Annotated in this window: 19 protein-coding genes; 11 read left to right on the top strand and 8 right to left on the bottom strand. The window is 67.9% G+C overall.

Annotated features, from left to right (window positions below; genetic code table 11):
• Positions 1–96 precede the first annotated feature (96 nt).
• Positions 97–768: a TetR/AcrR family transcriptional regulator gene (locus MF609_RS12325; protein WP_242416618.1), complete on the top strand. Its 672-nt coding sequence runs from the start codon at positions 97–99 to the stop codon at positions 766–768.
• An 80-nt stretch (positions 769–848) separates the two neighbouring features.
• On the opposite strand, the gene MF609_RS12320 is transcribed toward MF609_RS12325, so the two are convergent.
• Genes MF609_RS12320 through MF609_RS12305 form a run of 4 tightly spaced genes read right to left on the bottom strand, consistent with a single transcriptional unit; the run spans position 849 to position 5,399 of the window.
• Positions 849–1,364, bottom strand: a complete 516-nt coding sequence (locus MF609_RS12320) for a GNAT family N-acetyltransferase (RefSeq protein WP_242416617.1) — start codon at positions 1,362–1,364, stop codon at positions 849–851.
• Positions 1,361–2,719 (bottom strand): efflux transporter outer membrane subunit, encoded by a 1,359-nt coding sequence (locus MF609_RS12315; RefSeq protein ID WP_242416616.1) that lies wholly within the window; start codon positions 2,717–2,719, stop codon positions 1,361–1,363. The genes MF609_RS12320 and MF609_RS12315 overlap by 4 nt, the downstream gene beginning before the upstream one ends.
• Entirely contained in the window at positions 2,716–3,864 is a 1,149-nt protein-coding gene (locus tag MF609_RS12310) for an HlyD family secretion protein (RefSeq protein ID WP_242416615.1), read from the bottom strand. Before MF609_RS12310 ends, MF609_RS12315 begins: the two co-directional genes overlap by 4 nt.
• Complete coding sequence (locus tag MF609_RS12305) at positions 3,861–5,399, bottom strand: MFS transporter (protein WP_242416614.1); 1,539 nt, start codon at positions 5,397–5,399, stop codon at positions 3,861–3,863. Before MF609_RS12305 ends, MF609_RS12310 begins: the two co-directional genes overlap by 4 nt.
• Before the next feature lie 300 nt (positions 5,400–5,699).
• On the opposite strand from MF609_RS12305, the gene MF609_RS12300 reads away from it, so the two are divergent.
• The 6 genes from MF609_RS12300 to MF609_RS12275 all read left to right on the top strand — a co-directional run bounded on the left by MF609_RS12300 (position 5,700) and on the right by MF609_RS12275 (position 12,862).
• Positions 5,700–7,472, top strand: coding sequence for a M14 family metallopeptidase (locus tag MF609_RS12300; RefSeq protein WP_242416613.1), 1,773 nt, complete (start codon positions 5,700–5,702; stop codon positions 7,470–7,472).
• A 204-nt stretch (positions 7,473–7,676) separates the two neighbouring features.
• The gene (locus MF609_RS12295; RefSeq protein WP_055763130.1) at positions 7,677–8,387 is read left to right on the top strand and encodes a response regulator; all 711 of its coding nucleotides are present in this window, start codon (positions 7,677–7,679) and stop codon (positions 8,385–8,387) included.
• Positions 8,384–9,721 (top strand): ATP-binding protein, encoded by a 1,338-nt coding sequence (locus MF609_RS12290; RefSeq protein WP_242416612.1) that lies wholly within the window; start codon positions 8,384–8,386, stop codon positions 9,719–9,721. Before MF609_RS12295 ends, MF609_RS12290 begins: the two co-directional genes overlap by 4 nt.
• A 98-nt stretch (positions 9,722–9,819) precedes the next feature.
• Entirely contained in the window at positions 9,820–10,515 is a 696-nt protein-coding gene (locus MF609_RS12285) for a carbonic anhydrase (RefSeq protein WP_242416611.1), read from the top strand.
• A 122-nt stretch (positions 10,516–10,637) separates the two neighbouring features.
• Entirely contained in the window at positions 10,638–12,230 is a 1,593-nt protein-coding gene (locus MF609_RS12280; RefSeq protein ID WP_242416610.1) for a SulP family inorganic anion transporter, read from the top strand.
• A complete protein-coding gene (locus tag MF609_RS12275) occupies positions 12,227–12,862 on the top strand; it encodes a carbonic anhydrase (RefSeq protein WP_242416609.1) in 636 nt (211 codons plus the stop codon). The genes MF609_RS12280 and MF609_RS12275 overlap by 4 nt, the downstream gene beginning before the upstream one ends.
• Before the next feature lie 49 nt (positions 12,863–12,911).
• Here MF609_RS12275 and gloA read toward each other — a convergent pair whose 3' ends face one another.
• A complete protein-coding gene (gene gloA, locus MF609_RS12270; protein WP_242416608.1) occupies positions 12,912–13,424 on the bottom strand; it encodes a lactoylglutathione lyase in 513 nt (170 codons plus the stop codon).
• A 137-nt stretch (positions 13,425–13,561) separates the two neighbouring features.
• Here gloA and MF609_RS12265 point away from each other — a divergent pair, with 137 nt between their 5' ends.
• Together MF609_RS12265 and MF609_RS12260 are read left to right on the top strand one after the other, a co-directional pair.
• Entirely contained in the window at positions 13,562–15,952 is a 2,391-nt protein-coding gene (locus MF609_RS12265) for a M1 family metallopeptidase (protein WP_242416607.1), read from the top strand.
• On the top strand, positions 15,949–16,425 hold the full coding sequence (locus MF609_RS12260; RefSeq protein WP_242416606.1) for a DUF6702 family protein: 477 nt from the start codon (positions 15,949–15,951) through the stop codon (positions 16,423–16,425). Before MF609_RS12265 ends, MF609_RS12260 begins: the two co-directional genes overlap by 4 nt.
• 241 nt (positions 16,426–16,666) lie before the next feature.
• On the opposite strand, the gene MF609_RS12255 is transcribed toward MF609_RS12260, so the two are convergent.
• Complete coding sequence (locus MF609_RS12255) at positions 16,667–17,086, bottom strand: TlpA family protein disulfide reductase (RefSeq protein WP_242416605.1); 420 nt, start codon at positions 17,084–17,086, stop codon at positions 16,667–16,669.
• Positions 17,087–17,147: 61 nt separating this feature from the next.
• On the opposite strand from MF609_RS12255, the gene MF609_RS12250 reads away from it, so the two are divergent.
• Positions 17,148–19,118 carry an energy transducer TonB gene (locus MF609_RS12250; protein WP_242416604.1) on the top strand — a complete coding sequence of 657 codons (1,971 nt, stop codon included), beginning with the start codon at positions 17,148–17,150 and terminating at the stop codon, positions 19,116–19,118.
• On the opposite strand, the gene MF609_RS12245 is transcribed toward MF609_RS12250, so the two are convergent.
• Together MF609_RS12245 and MF609_RS12240 are read right to left on the bottom strand one after the other, a co-directional pair.
• The gene (locus MF609_RS12245) at positions 19,096–20,418 is read right to left on the bottom strand and encodes a sensor histidine kinase (protein ID WP_242416603.1); all 1,323 of its coding nucleotides are present in this window, start codon (positions 20,416–20,418) and stop codon (positions 19,096–19,098) included. The genes MF609_RS12250 and MF609_RS12245 overlap by 23 nt on opposite strands.
• Positions 20,415–21,080, bottom strand: coding sequence for a response regulator transcription factor (locus tag MF609_RS12240; protein WP_242416602.1), 666 nt, complete (start codon positions 21,078–21,080; stop codon positions 20,415–20,417). The genes MF609_RS12245 and MF609_RS12240 overlap by 4 nt, the downstream gene beginning before the upstream one ends.
• A gap of 111 nt (positions 21,081–21,191) precedes the next feature.
• On the opposite strand from MF609_RS12240, the gene MF609_RS12235 reads away from it, so the two are divergent.
• Positions 21,192–21,752 (top strand): hypothetical protein (locus MF609_RS12235; protein ID WP_242416601.1); only part of this gene is annotated, 561 nt, incomplete at its 3' end.

Raw genomic sequence — 21,752 nt, 5'->3', positions numbered from 1 at the left:
CGACGGATGTGCTAAACGTGAGTGATCGATCACTCACACTTTGCGGCGGGTACGCCGTCAAAGCGAAAGTGGCAAGAGGGTATAGGTGAACGCGAAGTGAATTTGTTGCAGTGCGAAGAGGCAGGGCGCGCCGGCCGGGCGGCGGCCCGGCGCGAACAACTGGTCAGCGTCGCCCGCCGACTGTTCGCGCAACAGGGTTTCCACGGCACCGGAGTCGCGCAACTGGCCGCCGAGTCGGGGATCAAGGTCGGTCAGATCTATCGCGACTTCGTCGACAAGGAAGCGATCGTCGCTGCGATCGTCGAAAGCGACCTCGCCGTCTTCCTGAACGACCAGGACATGACCCGCGCGATCGAAACCCGCGACATACCGGCGCTGCGCGAATGGCTGCGCGAGTTCCTGCGCTGCGGCAGCGACGGCGACCCCGACCCCCTGTTCGCCGAAATCATGGCGGAGGCGGCGCGCAATGCCCGTATCCGCACCATCGCCCACACCATCAACCGCAGCGTGTCGGGCGCGTTGATGCGGGTGCTGACCGCGCTGGCGCCGGGCGCGGCCCATGCCGAGGAGCGCTCGCGACTGTGCGACATGATCCTGACGATGAGCGCGGGGGTACTCTATCGCCGCATCGGCGACCCGGATTTCGAAGAAGCCGAAACCCATCGGCGTCTGACCGCTGTACTCGACGCGCATATCGACGCGCTGGTCATCCCAATGGCGGACCCGATCTTCGAAAACAGCCATTGTGGATTCGTGACGCCGCGGTAGGATGGACGCGCGCACTCCCTTGCGCAGTCGTCGCAGGCCCCGTCCGCATCCTCGGGCGGGGCTTGTCGCATCGGCAGCGATCACGCGATGCTCCGATCCAACACAATAAACGACAACGGCACGCGCGGCAGGCCGAACCGGGGGTCATCCATCGGAAAAGGCCGGCTTTCTCCGGTGCGGCAATAGCCCTGGCGTTCATACCATGCGATCAGTTCGGCCCGTGTGGCGATGACCGTCATCTCCATCCGGGTCGCGCCGTGATGCGCCCGCGCATGGTCCTCCGCCGCCGCAACGAGTCGCCGCCCCAGGCCTTCCGCCTGTCGATCGGGCCGTACCGACAACAGGCCCAATGCCGACCGTCCCGATCCGGCACGCTTCACCTCGACACAGCCGACCGCCACATCCCCGTCGAACGCGATCAGGATCGCATGGTCGGGGTCGGCAATCGCTTCGGCCAGTGCCGCCGGGTCGGTGCGCTGCCCGCCCAGCAGGTCCGCCTCATGCGTCCAGCCACGCCGCGCGCTGTCGCCGCGAAACGCCGATTCGACCAGCATGTGGAGTGCGGGAATATCCGCCGGGGTCGCAGGGCGGATCATGCGCCCCAGCCCCCGCCCATCGCCTGATACAGTGCCACCAGCGCGTTCAGCTGGTCCGCGCGCACCTGTTCGACCGACAATTCGGCGCTGAACAAGGCCCGCTGCGCATCCAGCTGTTCCAGATAGGGGCTGTAGCCGGCGCGATAGCGGTTGGTCGCGTGGCGCAGCGCCTCCGCCGTCGCGTTGCGCTGCGTCTCCAGCGCGCGACGCTGCGCCGCCAGCCGGTCGACGGCGGCCAGCGCATCCTCAACCTCGCGGAACGCCGTCAGCACGCTGCGCTGATAGGCGAACGCCGCCTGGTCGCGCCGCGCGGTCGCCGCATCGTAATTGCCGCGCAACTGCCCGCCGCGGAACAGCGGGGCCAGCACGCTCGCTCCGATCGACCAGATGCCGACCGGATTGGGCAGGGCGCTCGACAATACCTCCCCCGTCGATCCGGTCAGGCGCAGCTGCGGCAGGAACTGGGCGCGGGCAGCGGCCAGCGACGCATCGCTCGCCGCCAGCGTCGCTTCGGCCTGCGCGATATCGGGGCGGCGGCGCAACAGGTCGGACGGCAGGCCGGCGGGGATCGGCGGCGGGACCAGCGCTTCCAGCGCACGCCCCCGCGCGATGGCGCGCGGGGGCGTGCCGGTCAGCAGCGCCAGCGCATTTTCCTGCCGCCGCGCCAGCAGTTCCAGCTGCGGCAGCGTCTGGGTCACGGCGGCATATTCCGCCTCCGCTTGGCGCAGTTCGAGCTGCGAGGTATAGCCCGCCTCCGCCCGTGAACGGGCGATGCGCAACGCCTCGCCCCGCGACGCGATGGTGGCGCGCACCGTCTCGATCCGTGCATCGAGGCCGCGCAGCGTCACATAGCCGCTGGCGGTGGCGGCCGCGACCGACAGCCGCGCGCTGGCCGCCGCCGCCGCCGTGGCCTCGCTGCTCAGCCGCGCGGCGTCGATACTGTTGCCGACCCGCCCGAACAGGTCGACCTCATAGGCCGACTGGAACACCGGTTGCAGCGAGGTGCCGGTCGTCGCCGATCCGAAGGCGTTGAGCGCCCGCTGCTCGATCAGCCCGACTCCGGCGTCCAGTGTCGGGAAGCGCGCCGCCCGCGCCACCCGCTCCGTCGCCCGCGCCTCCGCCACCCGCGCCACCGCGATCGCGAGGTCGGGATTGTTGGACAGCGCGGCGGTCACCAGCCGGGACAGCTCGGGATCGCCGAACGCCTCCCACCAGAATGCCGTGACGGGCACGGTGCCGGGCAGCGTCGTGCGCCACGCCGCCGGCGGCGTGACGCCGGCCTCTGCGGGACGCGGACGCTTGGCCGGGGTGCACGCCCCCAGCACCGCGACCGACAGCAGCAACAGGCGCCTCATCGCGCCGCCGGCGATGCGCCGCCCCGCGTGTCGACCCGCGCCTCGACCGACATGCCCGGCCGCAGCCGCTGGAACAGCGGGTCGTTCCGGTCGATGGCGATGCGCACCGGAATACGCTGCGCCACCTTCACGAAATTGCCGGTGGCATTGTCGGCGCGGATCACGGCGAATTCATTGGCGGCGGCCGGCGCGATTCGCTCGACCCGACCGTGCAGCTCTGCCCGGTCGAGTGCATCGACCCGGATCGTCGCGGGCTGTCCCTGCGCCATGCGCGCGGTCTGCGCTTCCTTGAAATTGGCGGTGACCCACACGGTCGGGGGAACCAGAAACATCATCTGCGTGCCCGCCGTCACATATTGCCCCAGCCGGACGCCGACCTCGCCCAGCCGCCCGTCCTGCGGCGCGCGGATGACGGTGTTGGCGAGGTCGATCTCGGCCAGCCGTACCGCGGCTCGTGCATTCTCGACCGCCGCGTTCAGCCCGCCGCGCCCGACCGTGACGGTACGCACCTGTTCCTGCGCGACGCTGCGCTGTGCCTGTGCCTGCGCCACGCCCGCCTCCGCCGCGCGGAGTGCTGCCAGCGTCTGGTCGCGTTCGCGCAGCGACACCGATCCTTCGCGCACCAGATCGTTGACGCGCGCCATATCGGCCTGCGCGCGGGCCAGCTGCGCGCGCGCATTCTGCACCGCCGCGTCCTGCCCGCCAAGGCTCGCCTCGCTCGACCGCTCGCTCTGCTGCGAATTGGCGAGGTTCGCCTGTTGCGCCGCCAGCTGCGCGCGGGCCTGCTCCACCCGCTGGCGATAGATGCGGTCATCGATCCGGGCCAGTATCTGCCCGCCTTTCACATCCTGGAAATCGCGGACCAGCACTTCCGTGACATAGCCGTTGACCTGCGGCGCGATGATCGTCGTCTGACCCCGCACATAGGCGTTGTCGGTCGCCTGGATCGCGCTGCCGAACGGCCACAGCCCCCATGCGTAGAGCGCCAGCGCCACACCGCCCAACAACAGCGCGACGAAGCCGATGGTCGACTTCACCCCGCCACGCGGCGGTGCCCAGCCCCGTGCGCGGGTCGGTTCCTGCGGCACCTCGACCGGATCGGCCAGCCGCTCTGCTTCGTCTCGGGAAAGTTGCGTATCGGTCATGACATCTGCTTCTGTCGCATCTGCTGCACGGCGGCGAGATCGCCGGCCAGCGGGTTCACACCCTTCAGGCGGAAGCGCAGCCACAGCGCCCCCAGCCACACCACCATTGCCGCCGACAGCACGGCGACGCCAAGGAACACGTCGTTATAGGCGAGGATATTGGCCTCGCGCGTCACCTGCTGCCCCAGCAGCGCCGCCCCCGACGCCTGCCGCAGCGCGGCATCGCCCAGCACGCGGGCATAGGCACCGCCCAGCTGCTGGATGCGCTGCACGACCTGCGGATCGGTGGCGGTCAGCGTCTGGGTCAGTTCGAACGCGTGATATTTCTCACGCAATATCTGGAACGATCCGAGCAGCGCGGTACCGGCAAGGCCACCCATTGTCTGAGAAATGCTGAAGATGGCCGAGAAACTGATGATATGGCTCGGCCCCCGCGCCAGCGCGCGGAAGATGCCGATCATGATCATCGGCCCCAGGAAATAGAGCGCAGCAAAGGCGATGATGCCCTGGCTGACATACAGGCTCGACGGGCGGGTCAGGTTGGTCGAATCCGAATCCAGCCATGCCCCCAGCCCGATCAGCGCGACCGCGACGATCACCGGCTTGTACAGATCCTGCATGTTCAGCGTCTTCAGACTGACCACGACTCCGGCGATCGACGCCAGCGTCATGACGAGGCTGAGCGTCACCAGCTGGTCGTTGCCCATGCCGACGACGGTCAGCAGCCCGACCGTGCCGAATGTCTGCTCCGACAGCAGGATGCGCAACGACGCCGCCACGACCGCGAACCGCACGATGTTGCGCCCGAGCATCCAACGGGTGTTGAGCAGCGGATTGGCGCGATTATGCTCGATCAGCAGCGCCCCGCCGATCAGCGGGATGGCAGCGGCCAGCGCATAGCCGAGCCACGGCGTCGACCACCATTGAATACGCCCCTGCACCAGCACCGCGCACAGCAGCGCCACCCCCGGCGCCAGCAGCGCGAAGGTCAGGAAATCGATCCGTTCGAACGCGGGCGTCCGGTCCGATGGCGGCAGGCGCAGCAGCGCGACCGATCCGAGGCAGACCAGCGTCAGCCCCAGTTCGAACAGGAACAGCGCCTCGACCCGGCCATCGGCCAGCAGCAGCGGCGACAGCACCCGCGCCAGCGGCAGCGCCACCTGCGACGCGCCGAAACCGATGATCATCCCCGACAGTCGCGCGGCGGCCGGCAGCGACTGCATGATATACAGGAAGCACAATGTGGTAAGCGCGCTGGCGGCGATGCCCGACGCGCCACGCACGATCAGCTGCACGCCATAGCTGTGCACGAACACCTGCAGGATGTTCAGCACCAGGAACCCGACCAGGAACACGCGGGTGAAGCGCTGCATCCCGAATTGCTGGCGGAACTTGATGAGCAGCATCGACATGCACACGCTGGTCATCGACGAGATCGCGGTCAGCCAGCCGCCCTCGACCGGGGTCAGGCCCAGCGCACCCTGAATCTGCGGCAGGTTCGCGATCAGCAGGCCGTTGTTGAACCCGCCGGTCACGCCCAGCAGGATACCGATCGCGAAATAGCCGACCCGCCGCCCGAACGGATGGTCGGGCGTCGCGGGAGATCCGGGCAGGAACGGCCGCTCATGCGGCTTGAATTCATACGCCGGGGCGATCGCCGTGGCTCCATATGGGGGTATTGATCCAGCAATAACTTGTTACGGAACGGATCGTTCCGGGTCGGCAATGGATACGGTGGGATAGTTGCCGTCGCGCCACAGACGACATGTCGGCACGCGCCGGGGCAACGCATGACCCCACTGGCATCGCCGGTAACATCCGCTACCATCGCACCCATGCGTTCCCTGATCCTCGCCGCCGCGCTCCTCGCCTCGACCGCCACCGCCCAGACCCCGCTCGAAGCCCCCCTGCCCCCGATCCGCCCGTGGCATGGGGCCAGCGAGAAGCTGGTCGTGAAGCCCGGCGACCCGTGGATCACCCCGGCGGAGGCGAGCGGGTTCGTCACCACCCCCGATTATGCCGCGACCCGCGCCTGGATCGACAGGCTGGTCGCCGCGTCGCCGCTGCTGTCGATCGAAACATTCGGGAAAAGCCCGCAGGGCCGCGACCTCTATGCCGTTCGCGCGCACAAGGGTACGGCACCCAAGCCGGTCGTGCTGGTGCAGGCCGGCATCCATTCGGGCGAGATCGAGGGCAAGGATGCCGGGCTGATGCTGCTGCGCGACATCGCGCTGCGCGGCAAGGACGCCTTGCTGGACAAGGTCGATCTGGTGTTCGTGCCGATCTACAATGTCGACGGCCATGAGCGTTCGTCGCCGTTCAACCGCCCGAACCAGCGCGGGCCGAAGGATATGGGCTGGCGCACCACCGCGCAGAATCTGAACCTCAACCGCGATTACCTGAAGGCCGACGCGCCGGAGACGCAGGCGATGATCGGCCTGATCCGCCGCGTCGATCCGGTGCTCTATCTGGACCTGCACGTCACCGACGGCATCGACCATCGCTACGACGTGACCTACGCCTTTTCCGGGTGGCGGGGCTATTATGCGCGCTCGGCCGCCATCGGCCGGTTCCTCGACACGCGGCTGCGCCCGGCGATGGATGTGGCGCTCACGCGCAACGGCCATATCCCCGGCTATTATGTCAGCACGCTCGACAATCGCGAACCCGAAAAGGGCATGACGCAGGATGTCGACACGCCGCGTTTCTCGACCGGCTATGGCGATATCGCACATATCCCGACGGTGCTGGTCGAGACGCATTCGCTGAAACCCTATCGGCAGCGGGTGCTGGGCACCTATGTCTTCGTCGAGGAATCGCTGCGCCTCGCCGGGGAGCGCGCCGCCGAACTGCGCGCCGCGATCGACGCCGACCGCGCCGCGCGCCCGACCAGCGTGACGACCAGCTGGAAACAGACCGCCGAGCCGATCTACAGCGTCGATTTCCTCGGGCTGGCGCACGACACCTATCGCTCGCCCGCCTCCGGCCGCGACGAACTGCGCTGGCTGTCGAGGCCCGTGACCTTCAGGATGCCGGTCTATGGCAGCAATCCCGACAGGACCGTGACGCTGCCAAAGGCATGGTGGGTGCCGGCCACCCTGCCCCATGTCATCGACCTGCTGAAACTGCACGGCATCCGCTACGAACCGATCGACACCCCCCGCAGGCTCGACCTCGATATGGCGCGCGCGACGAACCCCAGGCTCGGCAATGCCAACGAGGGCCATATCCCGCTGGACGCGACCATCGTCCATGAACGCCACCGCGAGACGATGCCCGCCGGATCGGTCCGCGTGCCCGCCGACCAGCCGCTGGGCCTGCTCGCCGCCTTCCTGCTCGAACCCGAGAGCGAGGACGGCGTGCTGGCGTGGAACATGGCCCCCGAAATGCTGCAGCGGACGGAATATATCGAAGGCTATGCCATCGCTCCGCTCGCCGACCGGATGCTGGCAGGCGATCCGAAGCTGAAGGCCGAGTTCGACGCGAAGCTCGCCGCCGACCCCGCCTTCGCCGCCGATCCGACCGCCCGGCTGCAATGGTTCTATGCCCGCACGCCCTATTACGACCAACGATATCTGCTGTACCCGGTCGGGCGCGAGGTGAATTGAGCATTGGCCGGGTGCGGTGGACATTCCGGCTGAATTGAACGAACCCTGTGCGCCAACTCCCGTCATCCCCGCGCAGGCGGGGATCCATAGACGCCAACGTCGCGGCTTGAACCGGAACCGTAGCGTATATGGATTCCCGCCTGCGCGGGAATGACGATTCGGGCCGATCGGCCAAGACAAGAACGCGATGGAGAGCCTGACCCCATGACCGCCCCTTCGATCATCGTCGTAGAGGACGATCCCGCGCTGCGCACCCTGACCGCGCGTGCGTTGCAGGAAAACGGCTATCACGTCCGCACCTGTTCGGCTGCGCCCGAAATGTGGCTGGCGCTGGAACAGGGGCCGGTCGACCTGATCCTCCTCGACATCATGCTGCCCGGCACCAGCGGCATCGACCTGTGCCGCCAGATCCGCCAGAACAGCGCGGTGCCGATCATCTTCGTGTCGGCCAAGGGGAGCGAGGTCGACCGCGTCATCGGCCTCGAACTCGGTGCCGATGATTATCTGCCGAAACCCTTCGGCACGCGCGAGCTGATCGCCCGCGTTCGCGCCGTGCTGCGCCGGGGCGAGCTGAACGCACAGGCGGCGCAACGCGAGGAAGGCATCTACAGCTTCGAAGGCTGGACCGCGAACGTGCCCCGCCGCGAACTGACCTCGCCTACGGGCGCGCAGGTCGACCTGACCGGCGCGGAGTTCGACCTGTTGGTCGTGCTGCTCGACCATGCCCAGCGAGTGATCGCCCGCGAACGGCTCATCGAATTGTCGCGCACGCGGCTGGGCGACAGTTCGGACCGCAGCATCGACGTGCTCATCAGCCGCTTGCGCCGCAAGCTGTCGACCGCCGGCGGCACCCCGCCGATCGTCACGGTGCGCGGCGTCGGCTATATGCTGAACGTGCCGGTGGAACGCCGTTGAAGCGGCTGCCGGCACTGCCGGTCGGGCTGATCGGCCGGATCGTCGCGATCCTGCTGCTGACCATCGTCCTCGAATTCGGCGTGTCGGTGCTGCTGTACGAGCGCGCCAGCCAGTTTTCGGTGCGCGACGACGAGGCCCGCCGCCTTGCCGAACATCTCGTCATCGCAACCCGCATCGTCGAGGAACGGCCAGTCGCCGAGCGCGCCGGCATGGCGACCGAGCTGACCACCGAACGCTATGCCGTGCAATGGCGTGGCTCGGCTCCCGAACTGCCGGCCAGCGGCACCGAACTGCGTGAAATGGAGCAGCAGATTCTGGCGTGGGAGCCGAGCCTCGCCTCGACCGGCCTGCACCTGACGCTGATCGGTCAGGGCCGGCGATCGGTGGTCAGCGGTGCGCTCCGGTTGCAGGATGGCAGCTGGCTGTATTTCCGCACGCTGGAACCGCTGCGCGCCTTCGACCTCGCCATCGGCCGCATCCTGCTGGCGCTGATCCCCGCCATCGCGCTGATGGTGGTCGGCGGGTTGCTGATCCGCCGCACGCTGCGGCCGATGCGCCAGCTGGCCGATGCGGTCGATCGCTTCGGCCCCGGCGGCGGATCGACGCTGCCGACCATCGAGGAAGCGGGGCCGAGCGAGGTCCGCCGCCTCGTCGTCGCGTTCAACGGGTTGCAGGCGCGCATCCACCGGCTGATCGACGAACGCACCCGCGCATTGGCGGCGGTGGGCCACGACCTGCGCACTCCGCTCGCCCGGCTGCGGTTGCGCACCGACGCCATTCCCGACCGCGATCTGCGGGGCACGGTGCAGAACGACCTGGCGGAAATGGAGGCGATGGTGACGTCGCTGCTCGCCTTTCTCGGCGGGGAGAGCGAACCGGAGCGCGCCGTGCTGGTCGATCTCGCGGTCCTGTGCGCCAGCATCGTCGACGATGCCGCCGACCATGGCCATGACGCGACCTATGTCGGGCCGGACCATTTCGAACGCGCGGTGCGCCGGTCGAACTTCCGTCGCGCAGTCACCAACCTTGTCGAGAACGCAATCCATTATGGCGGCAGTGCCACGCTGACCCTCGCCATCGAACATGGCGCGACCGTGATCCGCGTCGAGGATGACGGCCCCGGCATTCCCGACGAGTCCCTGGCCGATGTCCTCGAACCGTTCGTCCGGCTCGACACCGCGCGCAAGCGCGACACGGTCGGCTTCGGCCTCGGCCTGTCGATCGTGCAGCGCGCGGTGGAGGCGGAGGGGGGCCGGCTGGAGCTGCGCAACCGCGACGGCGGCGGGCTGTGCGCGGCGATCGTGCTGCCCGCCCCTTTCGCGGCGCGGCAATAATTCGTTACACTGGCGTCGAACGCAGCAAGATTGCGTCGTCTATATCGTTTCCTGAACCGGTGGCGCGGCTTCGCTGCCGCCGGGTGGAGGGAAAGACGATGAACGATGTGATCGGCCGGGTATTCGGCTTTGAAAAGGACGTGTTCGGCAGCGACGCCGACCTGTATTCGAAGCTGGCGACCGATGGACAAAGCCCGAAGGTCCTGATGATCTCCTGCTCGGATTCGCGCGTCGTTCCCGAACATATCCTGCAGGCGAAGCCGGGCGACGTGTTCGTCATCCGCAACGCCGGCAACATCGTCCCTCCCTTCACTCAGCAGAATGGCGGCACGACCTCGACGGTCGAATATGCCGTTGCGGTGCTGGGCGTCACCGACATCATCGTGTCGGGCCATTCGGGCTGTGGCGCGATGGGCGCTCTGATGAAGCCGGAAACGCTCGACGGCCTGCCCAGCGTCGCCGCGTGGCTGCGGCACAGCCATGCCGCCCATTCGGTGGTCGAAAACAGCTATCCCGATCTCGACGATGCGGCGGCCGTCCGTGCCGCCAGCCTCGAAAACGTCGTGGTCCAGATTTCGCACCTGCGCACCCATCCCGCGGTCGCGTCGCGCATCGCCAAGGGCGAGCTGACGCTGCACGGCTGGTTCGTCGACATCCATGCCGGCACGATCCTGGCGCTGGACGGCGAAACCGGCCGCTTCGCCCCGATCAATTCGGACCGTCCGCTGCCGGTGGCCCTGCCCGCCGCCAAGCGCCTTGCTGCGGATTTCGTGACGGCTGAAGCCGCCGAATAACCAGTTCCTGCGGGTTGGCGGGGCGACTCTTCCCTCCCCCGTTCCGCCGGCCGTGGGTTCCGCGCCGGGCGTGCTTCCCCCAAGCACGTCCGGCGCACCCTGTTTCAAAGGCTATCGACCCTATGTCGACGAAACCTTCCCTGATCGCCAATCTTCGGCAGGACCTTCCCTCATCGATCGTGGTGGCGCTGGTCGCGCTCCCGCTGTGCCTCGGCGTCGCGCTCGCGTCGGGCGCGCCGCTGTTTTCCGGCCTGATCGCCGGGATCGTCGGCGGCATCGTCGTCGGCTCGCTCAGCAAGTCGCCCTTGTCGGTCAGCGGCCCCGCCGCCGGCCTGACCGTGATTGTGCTCGACGCCATCACCAAGCTGCCGAGCTTCGAAGCGTTCCTGCTCGCGGTGTTCCTCGCGGGCTGTATGCAGATCCTGCTGTCCTTTTCGCGCTCGGGCGTGCTGGGCGAATTCGTGCCTTCGTCGGTCATCACCGGCATGTTGGCGGCGATCGGCCTGATCCTGATCCTGAAGCAGGTGCCGCATGCCATCGGCTATGATGGCGATCCGGGCGGCGACTTCGCCTTCCGCCAGGGCGACGGCCTCAACACCTTCAACACCATCCTGTTCGTGCTGCGCGAACAGGTCGTGTGGGGCGCGGCGATCATCGCCGCGATCAGCATCGCCTTCCTGTTCTGGTGGGACAAGAAGCGGCCGAAGGAAGGTCCGCTGCGCTTCGTCCCCGGCCCGCTGGTCGTGGTGGTCGGATCGGTCGCGCTAAACGCGCTGTTCGGCGCGGTCGCCCCCGCGATCCAGGTCAAGCCGACCCATCTGGTCAGCGTACCGATCGCCGATGGCCTAGGCGGGTTCGTGAAGCTGTTCAGCCTTCCCGACTTCGGCCAGATCGGCAATGCGACCGTGTGGACCGTCGCCGTCACCCTCGCCATCGTCGCCAGCCTCGAATCGCTGCTATCGGTGAAGGCGGTCGACGAACTCGATCCCAAGCGCCGCGTGACCGACAAGAACCACGAACTGCTGGCGCAGGGCGGCGGCAACATCCTGTCGGGCCTGATCGGCGGCCTGCCGGTGACGTCGGTCATCGTGCGGTCGTCGGCGAACGTCGATGCCAATGCCGCGTCCAAGATGTCGACGATCCTGCACGGCACCTGGCTGCTGCTCAGCGTGCTGCTGATCCCGTTCCTGCTCAACCTGATCCCGCTGTCGGCGCTGGCCGCGGTGCTGATCCAGACCGGCTACAAGCTGACCAAGCCCGAATTGTTCACCAAACGGTGGAAGCAGGGCATGACCCAGTTCGTGCCGTTCGTCGTCACCATCGCCGCGATCCTGTTCACCGACCTGCTCAAGGGCATCGTCGTCGGGCTGGTCGTCGGCTTCGTGTTCGTCATCGCCCGCAATTTCCGCCCGGCGGTGACGTTCGTGCAGGACGGCGAGGGTCCGGGCGCCAGCTGCATGGTCCGCGCCAAGCGCAACCTGTATTTCATCCACAAGGTCGAACTGACCAAGGAACTGGAAAAGGTACCCGACGACTGCACCGTGGTGATCGACCTGTCGGCGACCAGCTATGTCGATCTCGACAATATCGACATCATCAACGGCTTCATCAAGAACGCGCAATATCGCAACATCAAGGTGCTGGTCCGCGGCGACATCGCCGACCGCACCGCGCCGCAGATCAAGGCACCGCGCAAGGAGGTCGCCTACGCATGAGGGAATACAAGCACCTGCTCCTCGCCAACAAGGCATGGGCCGCCGAGCGACTGGAGGACAATCCCGACTATTTCACGCGGCAGACGGTCGGCCAGCAGCCCGAATTCCTGTGGATCGGCTGTTCCGACAGCCGCGTCGCGCCGGACCAGCTGACCAATACCGAACCCGGCGGCATGTTCATCCACCGCAACATCGCCAATCTGGTCGATCCGAACGACCAGAACCTGATGTCGGTGGTGCAGTTCGCGGTCGAGGTGCTGAAGGTCGGCCATATCATCGTGTGCGGCCATTATGCGTGCGGTGGCATCCAGGCGGCGTTGCAGGGCGGGGTCGAAGGCCATGTCCATGACTGGCTGGCGATCGCGCGCGAGGTGGTCGAAAACCACCGCGACGAACTCGACGCCCTGCCGGAGGAGCAACGCGCCAACCGGCTGGTCGAACTGAACGTCCATGACCAGCTGGTGCAGCTCGCCCGCACCGACGTGGTCCAGCGCGCCTTCGCCAGCGGCCAGCCGCTCGAACTCCATGGCTGGGTCTACGACCTGCGCGATGGCCTGTTGAAGCCGCTGATGGAAATCGACGCCAACACCCCGCTGGAAACCGTGACCAAGCCGGAGAAGGTGCTGGTCTGACGCCGCTGCAGCCATCACCCCGGTCTTGGGCCGGGGTGACGGCCCCGCCTCATCCCGCTTCGGTCACCGCCTGCGTCATGCCGTTCGGCGACAGGATTTCGATCCAATAGCCATCGGGATCGGTGATGAAGGCGATGTCCTTCATCCGCCCCTCGTCCGGCCGCTTGCGGAACGGTACGCCTAGTTCCTCGAACCGCGCGCACGCCGCGCCCACGTCGGGCACGCTGATCCCGATATGGCCAAAGCCGCGCGGGTCGTCATTGCCGCTGTGATAGCCGGCAAAGTCGGGATCGTCCTCGGTCCCCCAGTTGTGCGTCAGCTCCAGCGTGGTTTCGCGCGTGAACACGAACCGCGCGCGTTCCTTCGGGTCGGTCGGCACGACTTCCCCGTCGCGTAGATACCCCAGGAAATAGAGCGAGAACGCCGCCTCCTCGAAATCCAGCTTCTGGAGCAACGTCATGCCCAGCACGTCCTGGTAAAAGGCCAGGCTGGCACTGGGGTCGCGGACGCGCAGCATCGTCTGGTTCAGCGTAAAGCCGTCGGTGCCGGTCGGTCGGGTCATGCAATCTTCCTCGATTTGGTCGTCGCCGCAAACGCATGGAACGCGATTTGGCCGCCTGCAACGGCGATGCGGATGGTTGACGCGCCTCGTATCCCGCGTAACCATCCGCGCATCGTCCGACCGAAAGGCCTTCCCGCTTGTCCGCTGCCCCCCGCCTCGCCCTCATCGCGCTGCTGCTCAGCACCACGCCCGCACTTGCCGACCCGATCCGCCAGACCAAGGGCGACTGGCAGGACAAGTTCCGCCAGCTGGAGGGCGAGGATTGGCCGACGCCGACCGATTACCGCAACGCATCGGGCGCGCCGGGCTATCGCTACTGGCAGCAAAAGGTCGACTACGACGTCAAGGTATCGCTGAACGAAGCGACCAAGGTCGTGACCGGCACCGAGACGATCCGCTACCGCAACAACTCGCCCGACGCGCTGCCCTATCTCTGGCTGCTGCTCGACCAGAATCAGTATAAGCGGTCGTCCATCGCCGAGATGACGAAAACCGTGCCCGACGCCAAGTCGATCAGCATTCGCGACATCCGCCAGGCGGAGGCGATGAAAACGTGGGAAGGCGGCTTCACCATCTCGGCGGTGCGCGGGCCGGACGGACAGCCGCTCGCCCACCGCGTCACCGATACGCTGCTGCGCATCGAACTGCCGCAGCCGGTGGCGGGCAATGGCGGCGAGGTCACGCTGTCGATCGACTGGTCCTTCCCGATGGCCGAACAGAAGGTCGTCGACGGCCGCTCGGGCTATGAATGCTTCACGGGCAGGGGCGAGGACGGCAACTGCATCTTCGAAGGGGCGCAGTGGTTCCCCCGCCTCGCCGTCTATTCGGACTATGAAGGCTGGCATAACAAGGCGTTCCTCGACGCCGGCGAATTCACGCTGGAATTCGGCGATTACAAGGTCGCGCTGACCGTGCCGTCGGACCATATCGTGTCGGCAACCGGCGTGCTCCAGAACCCCGATCAGGTCCTGACCGCGACCCAGCGCCAGCGGCTGGAGCAGGCCAAGTCGGCCACCGCGCCGATGTATATCGTCACCCCCGACGAAGCGCTCGCCGCCGAACGCGGTCGCGCTTCGGGCACCAAGACCTGGACCTTCGCCGCGCAGAATGTCCGCGATTTCGGCTGGGCATCGTCGCGCAAATTCGCATGGGACGCGATGAACGTGCGGCAGGATTACGCCGCCAATCCCAATGTCATGGCGATGTCCTTCTACCCGAAGGAAGCCCGCCCGCTCTGGGATGCCTATTCGACCAAGGCGATCGCCCACACCATCGACGTGTACGGCAAGTTCGCCTTCCCCTACCCCTATCCGGTGGCGCAGTCGGTCAACGGTCCGGTCGGCGGCATGGAATATCCGATGATTACCTTCAACGGCCCCCGCCCGGTGAAGGACGCCAAGACCGGGCAGCTGACCTATACCGAACGCGCCAAGACCGGCCTGATCGGCGTGGTGATCCACGAGGTCGGGCATGACTGGTTCCCGATGATCGTCAACAGCGACGAACGCCAATGGACGTGGATGGACGAAGGGCTGAACACCTTCCTCCAGTTCCAGGCCGAAAAGCTGTGGGACAAGGACTTCCCCTCGCGCCGCGGCGAGCCGAAGGACATTGCCGAGTACATGCTCTCCGACAATCAGGTGCCGCTGATGACCCAGTCGGATTCGGTGCTGCAGTTCGGTGCCAATGGCTATGGCAAGCCTGCCACCGCGCTGACCATTCTCCGCGAAACGGTGCTGGGGCGCGAGCTGTTCGACCGCGCCTTCCGCGAATATGCCACCCGCTGGCGCTTCAAGCGGCCGACGCCCTACGACTTCTTCCGCACGATGGAGGAAAGTTCGGGCGTCGATCTCGACTGGTTCTGGCGCGGCTGGTTCTATTCGACCGACCATGTCGACATCGCGCTCGACAAGGTGGTCGAGGGCCGCATCGCCGGCGGCGATCTGGAGGCGAATGCCCGCGAACGCCGCGCGCTGGCCGATGCGGAGAATACGTCGCTGACCGTGCGCAACAATGCGGGCCAGAAGACCGTCACCGAACGCGACCCCGCCACCCGCGACTTTTACGACCGGCAGGACCGGTTCGCCGTCAGCCCGCAGCAGCGTCGCGACCTTGCCGAAAAGCTCGAAAAACTGACGCCGGAGGAACGCGCCGCGTTCCAGGTGAAGGACAAATTCTACCGCTTCTCGTTCCGCAACATCGGTGGCCTCGTCATGCCGATCCCGCTGAAGCTGACCTTCAGCGACAACACGACCGAGATCGTCCGCATCCCCGCCGAAGTCTGGCGCTACAATCCGAAGGCGGTGACGTGGCAGTATGTCACGGGCAAGACCATCACCGGGGCGGAGGTCGATCCGCTGCTCGAAATCGCCGATGCCGACCGGTCGAACAATGTCTATCGCGGTGCCATCCGCCCGGTCGTGCTGGAGATCGAGGATGTCGAGGACCTCGAAAACCGGATGAAGGATTTCGACGTGCAGGTGAAGCCCGGCTCGCTCCAGACCTATCCCGCGCCGGTGTCGAAGTGAGGGCGGCGCTCGCCCTCCTCGCCGCCGTCGCGGCGATCGCCCCGGCACAGGCGCATCGCGGGCACGACTCGCTCGCGGTGGTGACGCTGGCCGATGGCAAGGTCACCGTGTCGCACCGGTTCGAGGCCCACGACATCGAACCTGCCCTGTCGAAGATCGCGCCGGACGCGCAGGTCAGCCTCGACGATCCGAAGGCGGTCGCCGCGCTGCAAGCCTATGTGCAGAGCCGCTTCGCGCTGACCATCGATGGCAAGCCGGTGCCGCTGACCCATGTCACGACCGACCTGACCCATTCGCAGGTCCGTATCGACTATGTCGGGAAGGCCCCGCGCAAGCCGAAGACGGTCGCGGTCCGCTCGACCGTACTGACCGACGTGTACCGCGCGCAGGTCAATCAGGTGAATGTGCGGCAAGGCAATGTCGTGAAGTCACTGACCCTGCGCGGCGGAACGAGCGGCAGCGTCACATTGTAACTGCAACGTCACCCCTGGGCCTTACCCGGGGTCCCGCTTCTGATCGACCCGCTAACGGGAAAGAGGGACCCGAAATACCGAATATACCGTACCCCCGCGCATGCGGGGGTCCAGAGCCAAGCAGAAAAACGGCTTGCGCCCGGAACCCTGGCCCCCCGCCTGCGCGGGGGTACGCGATACGTTGCTCGACAAGTACCGTCGGAACGAACGCCATCAGGTCAGACCTCACGAAAACGTGAGGTCACCTACCCCCACACCCCGCCCGCAACGCCGCCACCCGGGCGGCATTCAACACCCCGCGATGCGCGCCGCAGGGCCGCCCGTCACCCCCGATGGCGACGCTGAACGGCAACCCCGCCGTACCCCCGAACAGGTCGTCCCGCACCGCCGCCATCTGCACCGCATCGGGCACCCAGCGTTGCGCGACCGGGACGCCCGCCATCATCGCCGCCGTCGCCCGCCCGCGATCGACCGGCACGACCAGGACCCGCCACGGCCCCGCCGCGTCGTTCAACCGGGGCAATGCCGCGATCTCGCCATGACAGGGCGCGCACCATGACGCGACGAACAACAGGATCGCGCGCGGCGGATAGGCCCCCGCCGGCACCGCTGCCAGCACCAGCGCGGCCACCCATCCGCCAAAACCCGCCCAACGCTTCATCGCATCCCCCATCGACGCTGTAACAATGCCGTGCTTTGCTGCCGCAAAACAGGGGGGAAACATGCTCGAACCGATTCTGCACGGCCTGATGGCGCTGGCACAGGCCGCCACCCCGGCGCAGCCCGCCGCCACCCCGCCCAAGCCATTGACGCTGCAGGCGCAGTTCGACGCCGCCAACACCGCCTATTCCACCCGCAACTGCGCCGACGCGCTGAAACTCTACGACGCGCTCGAACGGCGGACCGCGACCAACAAGAACGCGTTGCTCGCCGCCGCCATCGCGGTGCGGGGTGGTATCTGCCGCATCCGCATGGGCGACGGCGAAGCCGGTGTCGCGGCGATCCGGCGCGGTCTGCCGACGCTCGCCGCCAGGCCCGACGAGTTTCGCGCCGATCTCGGCGCTGCGCATCTCGCACTGGGCGAAGCGGCCTATGACGGCTTCGACTATGACGCGGCGGAGACGTCGTTCAAGGCGGCGCTCGACATGGCGAAGGGGATCGACCGGGTGATCCCGCTGCTGGCGCTGGCCCGCACCCTGTCGTTCGACCATGACGGCCGCGCGCTCGCCTATGCTGAGGAAGCGCGCAAGCTGACCGAGGCCGAACCGAACATCGACAAGGCGACGGTCGCGGCGGTGCAGACCCGCTATGCCCGGGTGCTGCTCAACGACGGACGCCATGCCGATGCGTACAGCGTGCTGAAGGATTCGCTGAAGAAGCAGGGCGGTCTCGACAATCGGGTCAACCTGTCGGAAGTCGCGACCCGGGCCGACCTGGCGCAGGCCGCGCTGCTGAACGGCGACCGCGAACATGCCCGCACCTATCTCGCCTATACCGGTGCGGCGCGGATGGAAAAGGCGCCCTTCGCCGGCGCGCGCCAGATGGAACTGCCGCCCTGCGGTGCGACCACCGGGCTGAAGCCGAGCGATGTCGCGGTCATCGAATTTGCGCTGGGCGACGACGGCATCGTGCGCAACGTCTCGCCCATCTACACCACCGGCGACCGCAAGGTGGCGCTGGCGCTGGCCCGCTCGGTGAGCGACTGGTCGTGGCAGCCGTCCGACGCCGTCACCATCCCGGTCTTCTGGCGACAGATGGCCCGCGTCGAACTGCGCTGCTCGACCGCCATCGAACGCCCGTCGATCAGCCAGCCGCTCGACGAAGCGTTCGACGCATGGCTGACGTCGAAGGGATCGCCCGCCTTCGCCTGGGAAGAACAGCCCGCCGCCCGCGCCCTGCCGCTGGCCCGCGCGGAGGTACAGCGCGCCTGCGCCGCCGGTGACAGGGTCGCCGAGTTGCGCGCGCTCGGCTGGATGTTCAATTCGCAACTCGTCAATGCCGAAGAAGCGCGCCCGCTCGTTGCCGAAGCGCTGACCCTCGCCCAGGCGACGAACGCCCCCGTCGCGGTCGCCACCCGTTTCCGGATCAGCGACGCCTATGTCGCGGCAAAGGAATATCGACAGGTCCTCGATGGCTTCCGCACGATCCTGCGCCGGCCGGAGGTCGCGGCCGATCCACTGTCTGCGGCGACGGTGCGGATGATGCTGGCCAATGGCGGCAGTCAGGTCCGCGCGGCCGAACGCACCCAGTTGATCGACGCCGTGCTCGCCTCGCCACTGCCCGACACCCATCCGCTGAAGGTCGCCGCCCTGCTCAACCGCGCCGACCTCGCGGCACAAAGCGGCGATACCGCCGCTGCGCAGGCCGCCTTCACCCGCACGGGACTCAGCAGCGACCAATGCGCGTTGATCGCCCCCACCCCGGCCGTCGCCCGGCAGGGTGCGAGCAGCAGCCTCTATCCGACAGAGGCGTTTCAGATGGGCTTCGAAGGCTGGGCCAAGGTGGAATTCGACATCGCCGCCGACGGCCACACGCTGACCCCCCGCACCGTCGCCGCCTATCCCCCGTTCGTGTTCGGCGACGCGGCGCAGAAGATGGTGACCGCCACCCGCTATCGCAGCAGCTACCGTCCCGACAACAACACCGCCTGCACCGGCAACGCGCAGCGCTTCATGTTCCAGATGCCGCGCTGATCGGCAGCGTGACGGCGGCGACCAGTCCGCCGCCGTCCGCCTCGCCGAGCGTCAGCCGCCCGCCATAGAGCGTCGCCAGATCGCGGACGATGGCAAGGCCGAAGCCATGGCCGTCGCCCCGCTCGTCCAGCCGCACGCCGGGATCGGTCGCCCTCGCCCGGTCGGCGGCCGGGATGCCGGGGCCGTCGTCGCTGACCGACAGCCGCACCATCGCCCCGTCGCGGTCCGCCGCGACCCGGACCCGCGACCGCGCATGGCGCGCGGCATTATCGATCAGATTGCCGGCCAGCTCGTCCAGATCGGCCGCATCCACCGCGACGCGCAGATCGGCAAGGTCCGCCTCAACCGCCACGCCGCCACCGCGATGCAGCGCCCGTACTACCCCGACCAGCGCCTCGACGGCCGGCCGCAGCGCCGTCGACGCCCGCCGGTCGACCACCCCGCCCCGCGCCCGCGACAAATGATGGCGGATGGTCGCATCGATCCGCCGCACCTGCGCCCCCCGCGGATCGTCGCCCAGCTCGAGCGCCAGCGTCGCCACCGGCGTCTTCAGCGCATGGGCGAGGTTCGCCGCCGACGCCCGCGCCGCCGACAGCGCCTCGCCCTGTTCGCGCACCAGCGCGTTCAGCTCGACCGCCAGCGGACGCAGTTCCTCGGGCTGATCCTCGGGCACCTCCCCCGCCGCCCCGGCCCGCACCGCCGCGACCCGGTCCCGCAACGTCCTGAGCGGTCGCAGCCCCAGCCGCAGCTGCACCAGCGTCGCCACCGCCAGCACCAGCGCCACGATCGCCAGCGTCGCCAGCAAAGGCAGCAGCGCGCCCTGCAACGGCCGTTCGATCTCGGCACGCGGCACCGCCACGCCCAGCCGCACCGGCCCGGCAGGCGTGTCGCGCAATTGCATCAGCCCGTGCAGCGCGGTCCCATCGGCCAGTTCGGTATCGAACGGCGTGCCCTCCGCGCGCCCGGCCGGTGGACGCGGTCCGCGTGGCGTGGGCGGCCCGGCGATCGGCAGCATCGCACTGCCGATCGCCCCGCCCGGCGCATCAATCGTCCACACGCCCCCCCGTCCGAACGCCTCCTCGACCCCCGGCCGCGCCAACAATGCGCGGTCGACGCTGCCATCCGCGCGCACCACCGCGCTCAGCAACTGCAACCGGTCCGCCAGCCGTTCGTCGACGCCGCGCGTCACGAACCGCTCCAGCACATGCCCGATCGAAATGCCCGCAACCGGCAACGCGACCAATGTCGTCGCCACCGACAGCGCCAGCATCCGTCCATGGATCGACCGGGGCAACCTCACGCCGCCCCCGCCGTCAACCGATATCCGCGTCCGCGCACCGTCTCGATCAGCGACGCGCCGATCTTCTTGCGCAACCGGCCGATAATGACCTCCAGGCTGTTCGAATCGACATCGGCATCGCCCTCATAGACCCGCTCCATCAGGTCCAGCCGCTCGATCACCGCCTCCTTCGCCAGCATCAGCGCGGCCAGTACCCGGTGTTCCAGCGCGGTCAGCTTGATCGGCAACCCGTCCAGCTCGAACACCCCGGTCTGCGTCTCGTACGCCAGCGGCCCGCACGCGATCCGCGTCGCGCCATGGCCGGCCGAGCGCCGCACCAGTGCGCGCAGCCGCATCGTCAGTTCCTCGACCCGGAACGGCTTGGTCAGGAAATCATCGGCTCCGGCCTTGAACCCGGCCACCTTGTCCGACCATCCGTCGCGCGCGGTCAGCACCAGCACGGGCATGTCGCGCCCGCCCTCGCGCCAACCTTTCAGCACCGCCGTCCCCTCACGATCGGGCAGGCCCAGATCGAGCACCGCCACGTCATAGCGTTCGGTCTCGCCCAGATGCTGCGCGTCGATCCCGCTCGGGCACAGGTCGACCGCGCACTGTTCGGCCCGCAACGCCCGCGCGATGGCGGGGCCAAGATCGGGATCGTCCTCGACTAACAAGATGCGCATGACCGTCTCCGCTACCCCCGCACCCTAAACCGAAACTGAACCGCCGGGTTCAGCGTGGCGAGGGGGCGAATCGCTAGAAGGGCTTCATCGAACAACGAAGGAGTGAAGCACATGGCGAAATTTTCCCTCGGCAGCACCGGCAAGCTCGGCCTCGGCGTCGCGATCGGCCTTGCCATCGGCGCGGCGGGCGGGGCGAGTGCGGTGTCGCTGACCCGGCCGGGCGTCGAAATGGCCCCGACCGTGGCGACCCCGGTCGCACGGCTGGCGAACAGCAGCGGCGTGGTGACGGTCAAGGGCCGCGTCGCCGAAGTCTATGGCGACCGCTTCGTCGTGCAGGACGGCAGCGGCAAGGCGATGGTCGACGGCGCCCGCGATGCGAACGTGACCAAGGGCGCCCCGGTGCAGGTACAGGGCCGCTATGACGACGGACAGCTGCGCGCATCCTATGTCGTCGATGCGGCGGGCAAGGTGACGCCGGTCGGCCCGCCGCCCCCGCGCCCCGGCCATGGCCCCGAAGGTCGCGGCCCCGGCCCGCACGGTCCGGGCGGCCCCGGTGGCCCCGACGCACGCGGCCCCGGTGGTCCGGGCGGCCCCGGCGGTCCGGGCTGCGCTCCCGGCGCAATGCCCCCGCCCCCGCTGCCCATCGCCATGCGAGTCCGCTCGCGTTGCCAA

Source organism: Sphingomonas panni (assembly GCF_022664435.1).
GTDB lineage: Bacteria > Pseudomonadota > Alphaproteobacteria > Sphingomonadales > Sphingomonadaceae > Sphingomonas > Sphingomonas panni.
The sequence above is the reverse complement of the archived record's forward strand: the minus strand, read 5'-3'. Positions and strand labels throughout refer to the sequence as shown.